The organism is Emergencia timonensis (assembly GCF_900086585.1).
Taxonomy (GTDB): domain Bacteria; phylum Bacillota; class Clostridia; order Peptostreptococcales; family Anaerovoracaceae; genus Senimuribacter; species Senimuribacter timonensis.
The window spans coordinates 1,681,001-1,694,436 of the sequence record NZ_FLKM01000009.1; the positions used below are offsets into that span (position 1 = coordinate 1,681,001).

Below are 13,436 nucleotides of genomic sequence, written 5' to 3' on the forward strand. Positions count from 1 at the left end.
AATGAAAAGAGAAAACTTTGAGCTGCTCGCTCCAGCGGGTGATTTAGAAAAGTTAAAAATAGCAATTATTTATGGGGCAGATGCCGTATATTTCGGTGGAGAGATGTTCAGTCTCAGAGCCGGCGCCGGAAATCTGTCTATTGATGAGATGAAAGAAGGCATCCGTTTTGCCCATGAAAGGGGAAAACGGTGCTATCTGACCATCAATATTTTTGCTCATAACGAAGATATCGGACCATTGACAGATTATCTGGAGCAAATAAAAAATATCGGCATCGATGCTTTCATCGTATCTGATCCCGGCATCGTCGATTTAATCCAGGAAATCATACCTGATGCAGAAATTCACCTCAGTACCCAGGCCAATATGACGAACTTTAGAACGGCCAGATTTTGGCACAAGATGGGTGTAAAGCGCCTCGTACTAGCCAGGGAGCTGACGTTTACAGAAATCAAGGAAATAAGAAAAAACATTCCTTCTGATATGGAAATCGAAGCCTTTGTTCACGGCGCTATGTGCATTTCTTATTCGGGCAGATGTCTTTTGAGCAATTTTATGATTGAAAGAGATGCCAATAGAGGAATGTGTGCGCATCCCTGCAGATGGAAATATTCTTTAGTTGAAGAAAAGCGGCCAGGTGAATATTATCCCGTAGAGGAAGATGAACGGGGAACATATATTCTGAACTCCCGAGATCTCTGCATGATCGAACATCTCGATAAAATCGTGGAATCAGGCATCATGTCTGCTAAAGTTGAAGGCAGAATGAAAAGCGTCTTTTATGTTGCAACGGTAATTCACGCCTATAGACAAGCCATTGATGCATATTTTGCTGATCCTGCCCGTTATGAATTCAAAGCAGAATGGCTTACTGAACTGAAAAAAGTCAGTCACAGAGAATTCACCACCGGCTTCTATTTTGATAAACCGACCAATCAAGACCAGAATTATCAGACCAGCGCATACACAAGGGAGTACTCTTTTGTAGGCATCGTCAAAAGTTACGATTCTGCAACAGGATATGCTGTCGTTGAGCAGCGGAATAAGATGACCCTTGGAGATGAAATCGAGGTCTTTGGTCCGGATATTCCGTTTTTTAAACAGGCTTTGGAATCGATGTATGATGCTGAAAGCGGCGAGCCGTTGGAGTCTGCACCACATCCACAGCAGGTTTTGAGAATTAAAATGGATCAGCCAGTGAAAGAGAATTATATTTTACGAAAAGCTATACGAAGGAGTGAGATCTAATGACATCCGACCCCAGTAATATACCTTTACAACTACAGATCATTTTCATTATCGTTTCTATCGTGTTGAACGGTATTACCGTGTTGTCCAATACTGCGATGAATACGGTCAGCAGAAACAAGATCAGACAGATGGCTGACGAAGACGAGACTGCGGCAAAGTTACAAGTACTCCTGGACAAACCGACCCACTATAGATTCACAAATCGTTTCCTTAGTTATTTATTTATCACCGTGGGTTTATTCTTTACCATCAGCCTGCCAAATTCCGATATCCTGTATATCGTGCTTTTTGTGGCGGCATTAATTACTTTCAGTGAATTCTTCACGCGTAAGCTGGCGCAGCAGCATAGCGAGTCCATCGCTTTAGCCTTTACCAGTACGCAGAAGTTTTTTGTCATCATTTTGACGCCTTTTGTCGCATTGCTGACTTTGCTGGCAAATATTTTCTTAAAACTATTCCGGCAAAAGACAGATATTGAATACAACGGCTATTCTGAGGAACAAGTCATGTCCATTTTGGAAGCAGGGCAGCAGAGCGGTGAAATCAAAGAAGAAGGCAAAAAGATGATCAACAGCATCTTTCAGTTCGACGACGAACTGGCATATGAAATCATGACACCGAGAACGGATGTATTTCTAATCGACATCAACGACCCTGCTGAAGAATATCTGGATCAATTGATGGAACTGAGATATTCCAGAATTCCAGTCTGTGAGGATGAAACAGATAATATTATTGGCATTCTTCACATCAAAGATTATTTGATCAAAGCCCGAGAGTCTGGATTCGATAAGGTGGATATCCGAGCAATACTGAGAAAACCTTACTTTGTTCCTGAAACAAAGAATATCGATGCGCTGTTCTTTGAATTGCAGATTGAAAAGCAGCATATTGCCGTTTTAATTGACGAATACGGTGGTTTTAGCGGTATCGTCACTATGGAAGATATCATTGAGGAAATCGTAGGAGATATTGACGATGAGTATGATGAAGAAGAGCATATCATCGATAAAGTTGACGATAATAATTATTATGTAGACGGAAATGTATCCCTTAACGATCTCAACGAGGAAGTGAATATTAACCTGGAGTCGGAAAACAGTGAAACCATAGGTGGATTTTTAATCGATATACTGGGTGAAATACCAGAGGAAGGTGACGAAAATCGAGAAGTGACCTTTGAAAACTACATTTTTACAATTCTTTCTGTCAAAGAAAGACGTATCGAAAAGGTCAAGATTACAATTGTTCAGGAATCCAGTGAGGAAGAGAAGGAGGAAAACGAATGATTTATTTCGTTATGTCAGCTTTACTAGTTGCATTTATCTACGTAAACCTTTTGGGATCGTGGTGGAAAAACATCAAGTACGTTCCCGAAGGGACGTATAAGGAAGCTCTTCAAAAATATAAGAAAATGGAACTCATTGAGAAAGGCGTTATTACAGCGATTTTAGTCGGCGTTGTCTTTTCAATGAAATATTTTACGGAGATTGCTACAATTTCTCTAGTGGCTATGGCAGTCATTCTTACTCTCGAATATTTCTTTGGAAAATACATAAGAAGAAATCTAGTATGCCCCAACTGTGGCGGCTCCATTTGGATCGGTAATTTTATCGTTATTATCAAACCGCTGAAGACCTGCTTCCATTGTGACTATCCGCTGTATACTAATGAGCCAAAGGAAGAAACAACAGAGACTAATGAGGATGAAGAAAAGTAAGAAGCTGACAATTGGAATATTAGCCCATGTAGATGCCGGGAAGACAACGCTGTCCGAAGGCATCTTGTATTTGAACGGCATCACCAGGTCACTCGGAAGGGTAGACCATGGTGATGCTTTTCTTGATACTTTTGAACTGGAGAAAGCACGCGGTATTACGATTTTTTCAAAGCAGGCAGTGTTTCCTTTAGGAGAAAAAGAAGTGACTCTGTTGGATACACCAGGTCATATGGATTTTTCTGCAGAAATGGAACGCACACTGCAGGTGCTGGACTATGGGATTTTGGTCATCAGCGGACCTGACGGTGTGCAAGGACAAGTCCAAACGCTGTGGAAGCTGCTCGAACGATATCAGATTCCAACTTTCCTCTTTATCAACAAAATGGATCAGTCTGGTGCAGACTTGACACACATCATGGAGGAACTAAAATCCAAACTAAGTGAACATTGTCTTCTTGCAGATCACAAGGATGAAATGTTTTATGAACAAGCAGCTCTCTGCGATGAAGCAGTTTTGGAGAAATATCTGGAGACAGGGGTGATTTCAGACGAAACAATTAGCGATCTGACGGCTTCCCGCAAGCTCTTTCCTTGTTACAGCGGTTCTGCTTTGAAAATGGAGGGTGTAAAAGAGTTCTTAGATGAATTTACCAAATATGCCCGCTGTCCATCTTATCCAGAAGCGTTTGCAGCTCGAGTCTTTAAAATCACCAGAGACCAGCAGGGAAACAGGCTGACTCATATGAAACTGGTCGGAGGCGATCTTCATGTCAAGGACGTGGTTGGCAAAAGCAAGATTAATCAGATTAGAATCTATTCCGGCTCTCGCTTTCAAAGTGTAGAAGCGGTTCAGGCAGGAACCGTTTGTGCGGTGACTGGCCTTGAGGATACCCGCATCGGACAGAGTCTTGGAACTTGTGAGCAGGAATTCAATCCGCTTTTAGACACTGTCCTGACTTATCAAGTACTGCTGCCGAAAGATTTCGATCAGCAGGCAGCTTATACTAAATTGAAGCAGTTAGAAGAGGAAATTCCTGAGCTTCATGTGTTGTGGAATGAAGAGAAGCGGCAAATACACATTCAAATGATGGGAGAGGTGCAGGGAGAAATCTTGAAAAACCTCGTTTCGCAGCGATTTGACATCGAAATCGGCTATGGAAGTGAAACCATCATTTACAGAGAAACCATTGCTGAAAAAGTAGAGGGCGTTGGACATTTTGAGCCGCTGCGCCATTATGCTGAAGTACATCTGATTTTGGAGCCTCTGCCGCAGGGAAGCGGCATGGTTTTCCAAACCACCTGCAGCGAGGATGATCTTTCACGCAACTGGCAGCATCTCATTTTATCTCATCTAGCCGAAAAACCTCACCGCGGTGTTCTGACTGGTTCAGAAATAACCGACATAAAAATTACTCTGGCAGCAGGAAAAGCCCACGTTAAGCATACAGAAGGGGGCGACTTTCGTCAGGCTACTTATAGGGCCGTCCGCCAAGGATTGTGCAAAGCCAAAAGTATACTCCTAGAGCCTTATTATGAATATCGTCTGGAAGTACCGACAGATATGGTAGGACGAGCGATGTCAGATATTCAAAAGATGCACGGCACCTGTAATCCTCCTGAGAATTTTGGTGATATGGCGATTCTGAGCGGAGATGCGCCAGTGGCGACGATGAACGGTTATCAGAAAGAAGTCATCTCTTACAGCAGAGGCAGCGGCCGTTTGTTTTGCTTCTTTAAGGGGTATCTGCCATGTCATAATACAGAAGAGATCGTCGATGTGACGGGCTATGATGCGAATCAAGACTTAGAGAATCCCTGCGGTTCTGTATTTTGTTCTCATGGAAGCGGTCTCACCGTACCTTGGAATGAGGTAGAACAGCATATGCATCTTCCAAGCTGCCTTCCTGCGCCTAAGGAATCAGACTGCGGCAAGACCGGCGACGGCATGGGCAGCAAACCAAGGCAATATAGTGATGAAGAGCTAGAGGCAGTATTTCGCATGACCTACGGCATCAGTAAACGAGAGCAGAACCGATTTAAGAAAAGCGCCCGGGTTATCAAGTCTTCAGAGACGGTTTCTGGACCGCGGATGAAAAATGCCTTCAGCGACAGTAAAGCAGAAAGCTGCCTGCTCATCGACGGCTACAATATCATCTTCGCCTGGGAGGCATTGAAAGAAATGTCTAAGGTGAATTTGGAAAGCGCCCGCAGCCTTCTAATCGAGGTGCTGCAGAATTATCAGGGATATACCAACGAGAAAATCATCCTGGTATTTGACGCTTATAAACAGCCGGGAAATGTCGGCAGTTCGGAAAGCTATGGCGATCTGACAGTAATCTACACCAAAGAAGGGCAGACTGCGGATCAGTATATTGAAAAATTTGTATTGGAGAACATTAAAAAGCTTCGCATTACGGTAGCCACCTCTGACGGGCTGGAGCAGATGATGGTCTTTGGCCAGGGAGCATTGCGAATGCCTGCCAGGGAACTGCAAGCAAGGATTTTGACCGTAAATGAAGAAATCCGCGAGAAGTATTTAGGGAAATAAAATGGAAAAAGAATTATTGGAATTAGTTGAGAGCGAAATTAATTTCCACGGAGAGTGTTCCTCTCAGATGATTGAAGAGCTGCTGCTCTTTTTTAAGGATAGAGAAGATACTGCAATTTATATCCCCAGCACAGGTTTATATGGATATATGCGAGTGAAGGAGTATTTATCTTTTTTTGCAAACTTGACAAATCACAGGAACCTGTTGGAACCAGCCATTGAATTCATGCACCTTTCTGACATTGGAACGATGAAGCTTTCGCAATGCACAGAAAGCCAAAAAGTCAGAGTTCTCATCGCCAGATTAATCCTGCTTGATTGTCATACGATCTTCATGATAGAACCTCTGCGAGACCTAGAGGAAGAGGCTATGCGAATGGTGGTGTCCTGGATGGCTAATGAAATAGAACACGGCAAGCGCATTATTTCCGTATCACCTTCCTTAAAAGAAGTCTGCCTTTGTCCCGGTCATCACTATTATCTCTCTGAGACAGGCATTAGGCTCGTCGATCAGGAAGAACCGTCGGACGATGAGGAAGGGGATTCCTTACTGCTTAACAAGCTGTCTGTGAAATCCGAGGGTAATATTTTCTTGTTTAATCCGGAGGAAATTGACTACATTGAAGCCAACGATGGCAAATGCTACGTCTATGTGAGAAAAGAAGGTTATGTATCACAGATGACTCTTGACGAATTGGAGCAAAAGCTGAAAAATTTTGGGTTCTATCGCTGTCACCGGTCCTACTTGGTCAATATACAAAAGGTGACGGAAATTGTCCGGTGGACGAGGAGTTCTTACTCCCTTCGGCTTGCAAACTACAAGGAATTCATGGTTCCCCTCAGTAAGGCAAAGATACAGGAGCTGAAAGATACCTATCAGTTCTAAATTCTCTGCACCGTTCACCACTTTTTTTGCACCATTCGTCAGTTTTTTATTGCGAAGGTGCTTTTTTTGCGTAAAATCATCAGTGAGAAAGGAAATTGGGAGGTAATAATTGAATGGAAACTATAATCAAAATAAGCAATCTATCAAAACGATTCAATGAGACTGTAGCCTTGGATAACTGCTCTTTTACTATCGAAAAAGGAGAGGTTTTCGGATATCTGGGACCTTCTGGCGCTGGCAAAACGACTACAATCAAACTGCTCAGCGGACAGCTGCACAGTGATCATGGTGAAATTGAAGTACTGGGCAAATCACCCTTCGATGACACAATAAAAGGAAAAATCGGCATCATGAGCGATAACAGCGGTCTCTATGAAAAGGCTACGGTTTATGAGAACTTAAAATTATTTGCAGAGATCTACAGATTGCCTGCTGAGAGAATTGATCAAGTCCTTCACGACGTTGATCTGTATAAAGCAAAGAAAAAACTGGTAGAAAAGCTTTCTAAAGGGATGAAGCAGAGATTGATCTTTGCCAGAACTATCCTGCACGCGCCAGAATTGCTGTTTTTAGACGAACCGACAGCAAACTTAGATCCATCCACGGCGGAGGAAGTCAGAGATTTGATCAGAAAGATGAAGGAAAATGGAACGACAGTATTTTTGACGACTCACAACATGGAAGAAGCAGATGAAATGTGTGATCGTATCGCTTTGCTCAACGAAGGCCATATTATAGAATGCGGCAGCCCTTATGAACTGAAGCTGAAGTACGCTAAGAAACAGGTACAGGTGACGACGAACCTAGGGAAAAAATCTCTGGCATTAGACAAGACCGCTTTAATCGATCACCTGCAGAGATGTGAGGATATTATCATGATACATTCTATAGAACCCAGCTTAAAGGAAGTATTTTTGACATTGACAGAGGAGGGAAGATAAGATGGGAATAAAATTACATGTGTTTCGGGCGCTATTTAAAAAGGACTTTAAGAATTGTTTTATGAATCGAAATGTATCGCTGATGCTGGCGCTGCCGATTTTGTTCGTTCTGCTCTATAAATTTCTTTTAAATGGAGGGGCAGATGAATCCTTCTCAGCTTACTATACGCTGTTGATGTGCAGTGTCCTGACCCTTTCTGTCATTCCATTGAACATTTTGGCAATGTTGATTTCGGAAGAAAAAGAGAAACATACTCTCAGATCTCTGATGATGGCGAATGTCAGCGGCGCTGAATTTATCTCCAGCAAGGCGGCAGTCTGTTTGATTTTGATGATGAGCGAAGGTATCATCATCTATCTCTTATGTGGTCTGGCGATGAACCTCATGGCTCTCTACCTGGGCGTCATTTTCATCGTTTCGCTGGCAATCATCATATTTGGCGCCGTAGTAGGCATTTCAGCAAAAGATCAGATGGCAGCGGGTACTCTGGGAACGCCTCTCATGATGCTCTTTCTGATACCGCCGGTGTTCTCAACCATGAATAATTTCTTCGAAAAGGTATCTGTTCTGGTACCGACCACATCCTTATACACGATTTACGGGGCGGTTTATAACGACCAGCCGCTGATGAGCAAAGACAATATCATAGCCTTTGGCGTGTGTCTGGCCTGGATTATCATCGGCATCGCCGCCTTTATGAGGATTTACAAAAAGAAGGGACTAGACGACTAGATATTTAATAATAAAAATGAGACGAATGAAAGAGCCTGCAGGAATAAGGGCTCTTTTGATTTATAGTGCATCTGCAATTTAGTGTGATGAATAGGATGACATGACAAGAGAAAAATGTTACAATGAAACTCGATGAAAGGGCAGTTATGATCATAGTAGACTATTCTATTTAATAAATCTCGCCGCTTTTCTTATTTACGGCCTGGACAAATGGAAAGCAAAGAAGGGGCGCTGGCGAATCTCTGAAATTTCACTTATATCGTTAGCTTTACTCGGCGGTTCTATCGGCGCTTTACTGGCAATAAAGGTATTTAAACACAAAACCAGACATAAGAAATTTACTATTGGAATACCGGCAATCTGCGTACTGCAGTTGTCACTGTTCATTTGGTTATATTATTTTACAGATATATAAGATATTTGGGAGGCATCATGTTATTTTATTTTTCAGGTACAGGTAACAGCGCCTATGTTGCAGAAAAAATTTCTCAAGTGACAGGCGAAACACTCTGTTCTATCAACAAAAAAATCAAGACTGGTGAGTCAGCGCCAGAGACTGCGGCTGGTGAACGGCTTGTCTTTGTGGTACCGACTTATGGATGGAGGATACCGCGAATTGTAGAGAACTGGATTCGCAGTTCTCATTTTCCGGGAAACCGGCAGGCATATTTTGTCATGACCTGCGGCAGTGATATTGGCAGCGCCAGTAAGTACCTGCAAAAGCTGTGCCGTGCAAAAGGTTTTGATTATAGGGGCTGTGCGGAAATCGTCATGCCAGAGAATTATATCGCGCTTTTCACAACGCCGGAAAGAGAAGAGGCATTGGAAATCATCAAAAGAGCGGAGCCTGCAATCGAAAGAGCTGCATGGGAAATCGCAAATGGTAGGATTCTTACCGAACCTGTTCAAACTGCTTCAGGTAAAATTAAAAGCAGTCTGGTCAACACGATCTATTATCCGACGATGATTCACGCAAAGAAGTTCTATGCCACAGACGCTTGCATCAGTTGCGGCAAATGTCAGAAGGACTGTCCGCTGAATAACGTCTCTATCGTCTGCGGTAAGCCGAAATGGGGTAAAGACTGTACACACTGCATGGCCTGCATCTGCGGCTGTCCTGCAGAAGCAATAGAATACGGAAATCATAGCAAAGGATTACCACGTTATCAATTTCCTAAATGAGATGACTAACTTAGTCTCAACGTACATCGGTCAGCGACACTGGAATGCTTGGGAAATTGTTGATATAAGGAGGAAATTCAAATTATGATTTTAGGACAATTGAAAGAGATCAAAGACTTAAGAAAGGTATGGCCTCACGAGGCACTGGATTTCACACCTTGGCTAGCCGAAGAAGAAAATCTTGCTTTGTTATCGGATACAATAGGCTTGGAAATTGCAGTGGATGAAACGGAATCCAGTGTCGGTGATTTTAACGTGGATATCTATGCAACCGAAACTGGAACGGATCGAAAGATTATCATTGAAAATCAGTTGGAAGATACCAACCACGACCACCTTGGTAAGCTGATTACCTATGCATCAGGCAAATCAGCAGACATCGTGATTTGGGTTGTCAAGCGTGCTCGGTCAGAACACAGGGCGGCAATTGAGTGGCTGAACAACCATACAGATGAGAATATTGCATTTTTTCTTTTGGAAGTTAAGCTGTATCAAATCGGCGATTCTGATATTGCAGTAAAATTTGAAGTCATTGAAAAACCCAATGATTGGACGAAAGAAATCAAACGTCAGACAAGCAGTTCCCCTACACTGCAGGCGAGATATGATTATTGGGTTGCCTTTAACGATTATGCTTTTAAGCATACCGCATTCGCTAAGTCTTTTAATAGAAGAAAAGCCAGCACTGATCACTGGATGACATTGAGTGTTGGCTCTTCAGCCTGCCATATCAGGTTGCTGCAAGTCAGGAAGGACAACAATATTATTGTAGAATGGAACATTACTGACGATAAAGACCTTTATCAGAGATTCTATACTCACAAGGCGGACATTGAATCAGATATGGGGATGACGCTGGATTGGAGGGAATTGCCGGATAAAAAGGCAAGCAGAATTTTGGTGACCCAAAATGCAGAGTTTAATAACAAGGATAAATGGCCAGAACAGTTTGATTGGACGATGGACGTTGCAGTAAAAATGAAAAATGCGTTTAAGAAGTATCTGTAATATGGAAGAAACCTACTTACAACGCTGCAAATAATCAGCTAATTCAAACATGGCTTTTACATTTAACACTCCGCCTGTCAGTACTTTACCTGTGAGGTTTGGATTTCTGACTGCACTGTATAAAATAATGTTTTTTAGCTCTGGGACAGATAAATTTGGCCTGTACGCTTTTAATAGTGCTGCTGCGCCAGCCACATGGGGAGCGGACATGGAAGTCCCATTCTGTGAATGATATTCGTCCTCTAAACCGAGACTCAAAATATTGCTGCCAGGTGCAGCGATATCGACACTTTCTACTCCATGATTGGAAAAGCGGGACAAAGAATCGTCCGGACTCGTCGATGCCACGGTAATGATATTATCACTGTCATAAGAAGCGGGATAAATGGGACTTTTGTCGTTATCGGTCCCGTCGTTGCCTGCAGAAGCGATAAACAGTCCCTGGTAATGATCGATTGCATATTTTAGAGACTGTGAATAAGAACGTCCGCCCCAGCTTGCGTTGAGGATGGAAATATGAAATAAATTTGCGAAGTTAATAGCCTCTATGGCGGATGCGATGTCTAGGCCAAATTTTAGTGCAGCGATCTTTACATTCCAGCAAACGCCAGCAATTCCGATATCATTATTCCCTACAGCGCCTATGGTCCCAGCCACATGAGTTCCATGCCCGTCCGTGTCCATAGGATTTCCATTATGATCGGCAAAATTCCAGCCATATGCTGGTCGTCCCTTCGGAGCAGACCACATATTCTGTCTGATATCTGGATGATGATAGTCAATACCAGTATCTATTACGCCAACAGTGATGCTGTCACTTCCTGTCGAATATTCCCACGCAGAGGTTACGCCGATTTTTTTCATACCCCATAGCTGCCCGTAAAGCGGGTCGTCAGGAATCACATGCAGAGTCTCCAAATAATCGGGCTCTGCATAAATAACATAGGGGATTGCTGATAATTTTTCAATTGCATGTACAACTGCCAATTTATCATTATTATTCAAATAAATTAGTAAGATATCTCCAACGTCGCTTTTATTTTCTGACCTCTCCAAGTGAAATATAACCTCGGCTTTTTCATAGTTAAGCTCGTCTAAAACTGAACGAATATCCCTTATTGCTATTTGGTTAGCAAAGTCTTTATGTAAGGCGACAATTACTTTTCCTACCTCATAATGATCATAATAAAAATTTTGATACAAGACATTTCCACCTCGTTTTCTATTAGTCCTATTTTATGAATAAAAGCTTTATATTGTTACCAATTTGTCGACGTAATCCGTCTTTTTTATCCAGACAAAATCGTTGCCGTCAATTTAAAACTGTGGTAAAATGCAAGTATATACTTGCACAGGAGAATAGTGATGGCTGATGAAACGAGAGAAAGAATCATGGATGCGACGATGAACCTAATCATGGAGCGAGGTTACTCTCAAACCACGACAAAAGACATCGCGTCAAAGGCCTGCGTTAACGAATGTACCATCTTTCGCAAATTCAAAGGAAAAAAGGATATCGTCCTGGCAGCTATGAAACTGCCGGAATGGAATCCGCAATTACAAAGGGAAGACTTTACAGCATACAGCGGTGATTTAGAAAGAGACCTTCTAAGCTTTTCACGCTTATATATGGAGAAGGTTACAGCTAAAATGGTCAAAGTATCCATTGGACTCAGAACACCAGAACTATTTGAGGATACTGCTGCCGAAATCGTGGCTGTTCCTGTTCTCTTTAAAGAATGTCTGATAGATTATTTTGATATGATGCAATGCCTTGAAAAAATGAAGCATGCGGATTCAGAATCTTTGGCTATGACATTCCTCGCTATGAATTTCGGTTTTGTTTTTCTAAAAGCTTCTTTTGAAGACCACTTATCCGTTTTGTCCAATGATGACTACATCAAAGCAAGTGTTCAGACTTTTGTACATGGAATTCTATAGACAGCGTAAGTGCATAACAGTATGCACTTATTTTTCAACCCGATATGCAAGTAATCACTTGCATCGAGAGGAGGAATCATGGTATATTTTGCAGTAACTATAAAAATCGAGGAAGACAGAGGGCGCGGCGAATATGACGAGTACATCTGTCAGGTCAAACCTATTGTGGAAAGGTATGGCGGCCGCTACATTATCCGTTCCGAACAAATTACGCCTCTTCATCCTGATTGGCGGCCTGATCGTTTTATTTTGATAGAGTTTCCGACAAGAGATGCCTACAATCATTGTTTTGATTCAGAAGAGTATCGTAAAATTGCCTGCAAGAGAATCAACTCAGTAAATAGTCAGGCCATCATCATCGAGGAGGATGTAAATGAAAATTTGTAATCAGATTCACCAAATTAAAATTGATTTCAATATCACAGAGGATATCAAGCGTTATGTTTATGCCTATCTGATTACTGGCACGTCCTGTTACTTAATCGACAGCGGCGTGTCAGGTTCTGAGGGCATCATCAAAGAATATATGGCTGGACTCGGCAGAGATATAGAGGAAATTAAGACGATTTTTCTGACCCATTCTCATCCCGATCACATGGGAGGCGCTGCTGCGATACAAGAACTGAGCGGCTGTCAAATCACTGCCGGAAGGGGAGAAAGAAAGTGGATGGAAGACGTCGGCTGCCAGTTCAAGGAGCGGCCGATCCCAGGCTTCTACAATCTGCTGAACCGTTCCGTCGCAATTGACAACCTTGTTTCTGATGACGTTGTATTTTCCTTGGAAGAGGGTGTGACAATCAATGCGCTGGAAACACCAGGACATTCTGCAGGATCTGTCAGCTACGTCCTGCAAAGTCCGGGTTCTGTTGTTGCCTTTATCGGTGATGTCGTGCCTGCACCAGGAGATGTTCCAATTTTTATAGAACCACAGCAAAGTATTGATTCTATAAAAAAACTGATCCATCTGCCCAAAATCCAGTGGTACTGTCCGGCATGGGATAAAGCATATACGGCAGCAGAATTTAGTCAATCTGCCGGGGAGGGAATTTCCATAATAGAGAAAATCACAGAAGCGGCAGAACAGATAAGCCGTGAGTATTTCGACAGAGGCGCGGAGGAGCAGGTTGCATTCGTAATCCAGAGACTAGGTGTTGAGCAGGCCAAAGTAAATCCACTCTTTAAAAGCAGCATATTGTCCTGCTTGCAAATGAATAACCGCAAATAA

General features: G+C 42.5%; 14 protein-coding genes. 13 read left to right on the forward strand and 1 reads right to left on the reverse strand.

Annotation, left to right across the window (positions count from 1 at the left end):
* Position 1 precedes the first annotated feature (1 nt).
* The 10 genes from BN6539_RS18830 (at position 2) to BN6539_RS18870 (ending at position 10,270) form a co-directional block, all read left to right on the forward strand.
* Positions 2-1,249 (forward strand): peptidase U32 family protein, encoded by a 1,248-nt coding sequence (locus BN6539_RS18830; protein ID WP_067541848.1) that lies wholly within the window; start codon positions 2-4, stop codon positions 1,247-1,249.
* On the forward strand, positions 1,249-2,541 hold the full coding sequence (locus tag BN6539_RS18835; protein WP_067541850.1) for a hemolysin family protein: 1,293 nt from the start codon (positions 1,249-1,251) through the stop codon (positions 2,539-2,541). The genes BN6539_RS18830 and BN6539_RS18835 overlap by 1 nt, the downstream gene beginning before the upstream one ends.
* Positions 2,538-2,972, forward strand: a complete 435-nt coding sequence (locus BN6539_RS18840; RefSeq protein ID WP_067541852.1) for a hypothetical protein — start codon at positions 2,538-2,540, stop codon at positions 2,970-2,972. The genes BN6539_RS18835 and BN6539_RS18840 overlap by 4 nt, the downstream gene beginning before the upstream one ends.
* Positions 2,959-5,520, forward strand: coding sequence for a translation factor GTPase family protein (locus tag BN6539_RS18845; protein WP_067541854.1), 2,562 nt, complete (start codon positions 2,959-2,961; stop codon positions 5,518-5,520). Before BN6539_RS18840 ends, BN6539_RS18845 begins: the two co-directional genes overlap by 14 nt.
* A 1-nt stretch (position 5,521) precedes the next feature.
* On the forward strand, positions 5,522-6,406 hold the full coding sequence (locus BN6539_RS18850; protein WP_067541856.1) for a LytTR family transcriptional regulator DNA-binding domain-containing protein: 885 nt from the start codon (positions 5,522-5,524) through the stop codon (positions 6,404-6,406).
* A gap of 113 nt (positions 6,407-6,519) precedes the next feature.
* Positions 6,520-7,347, forward strand: coding sequence for an ABC transporter ATP-binding protein (locus BN6539_RS18855; RefSeq protein WP_067541858.1), 828 nt, complete (start codon positions 6,520-6,522; stop codon positions 7,345-7,347).
* Position 7,348: 1 nt separating this feature from the next.
* A complete protein-coding gene (locus BN6539_RS18860) occupies positions 7,349-8,080 on the forward strand; it encodes an ABC transporter permease (protein ID WP_067541860.1) in 732 nt (243 codons plus the stop codon).
* 172 nt (positions 8,081-8,252) lie between these two features.
* Positions 8,253-8,495 carry a DUF1294 domain-containing protein gene (locus tag BN6539_RS22020; RefSeq protein ID WP_074038168.1) on the forward strand — a complete coding sequence of 81 codons (243 nt, stop codon included), beginning with the start codon at positions 8,253-8,255 and terminating at the stop codon, positions 8,493-8,495.
* A 17-nt stretch (positions 8,496-8,512) separates the two neighbouring features.
* Positions 8,513-9,262 (forward strand): EFR1 family ferrodoxin, encoded by a 750-nt coding sequence (locus tag BN6539_RS18865; protein WP_067541862.1) that lies wholly within the window; start codon positions 8,513-8,515, stop codon positions 9,260-9,262.
* Between the two features lie 84 nt (positions 9,263-9,346).
* The gene (locus tag BN6539_RS18870) at positions 9,347-10,270 is read left to right on the forward strand and encodes a DUF4268 domain-containing protein (protein ID WP_317869843.1); all 924 of its coding nucleotides are present in this window, start codon (positions 9,347-9,349) and stop codon (positions 10,268-10,270) included.
* A 12-nt stretch (positions 10,271-10,282) separates the two neighbouring features.
* On the opposite strand, the gene BN6539_RS18875 is transcribed toward BN6539_RS18870, so the two are convergent.
* Positions 10,283-11,275, reverse strand: coding sequence for a S8 family peptidase (locus tag BN6539_RS18875; RefSeq protein WP_207645113.1), 993 nt, complete (start codon positions 11,273-11,275; stop codon positions 10,283-10,285).
* 360 nt (positions 11,276-11,635) lie between these two features.
* Here BN6539_RS18875 and BN6539_RS18880 point away from each other — a divergent pair, with 360 nt between their 5' ends.
* The 3 genes from BN6539_RS18880 to BN6539_RS18890 all read left to right on the forward strand — a co-directional run bounded on the left by BN6539_RS18880 (position 11,636) and on the right by BN6539_RS18890 (position 13,436).
* Positions 11,636-12,211 (forward strand): TetR/AcrR family transcriptional regulator, encoded by a 576-nt coding sequence (locus BN6539_RS18880; RefSeq protein WP_067541867.1) that lies wholly within the window; start codon positions 11,636-11,638, stop codon positions 12,209-12,211.
* A 78-nt stretch (positions 12,212-12,289) separates the two neighbouring features.
* Positions 12,290-12,598, forward strand: a complete 309-nt coding sequence (locus BN6539_RS18885; RefSeq protein WP_067541869.1) for a DUF1330 domain-containing protein — start codon at positions 12,290-12,292, stop codon at positions 12,596-12,598.
* Entirely contained in the window at positions 12,585-13,436 is an 852-nt protein-coding gene (locus BN6539_RS18890) for an MBL fold metallo-hydrolase (RefSeq protein WP_067541871.1), read from the forward strand. Before BN6539_RS18885 ends, BN6539_RS18890 begins: the two co-directional genes overlap by 14 nt.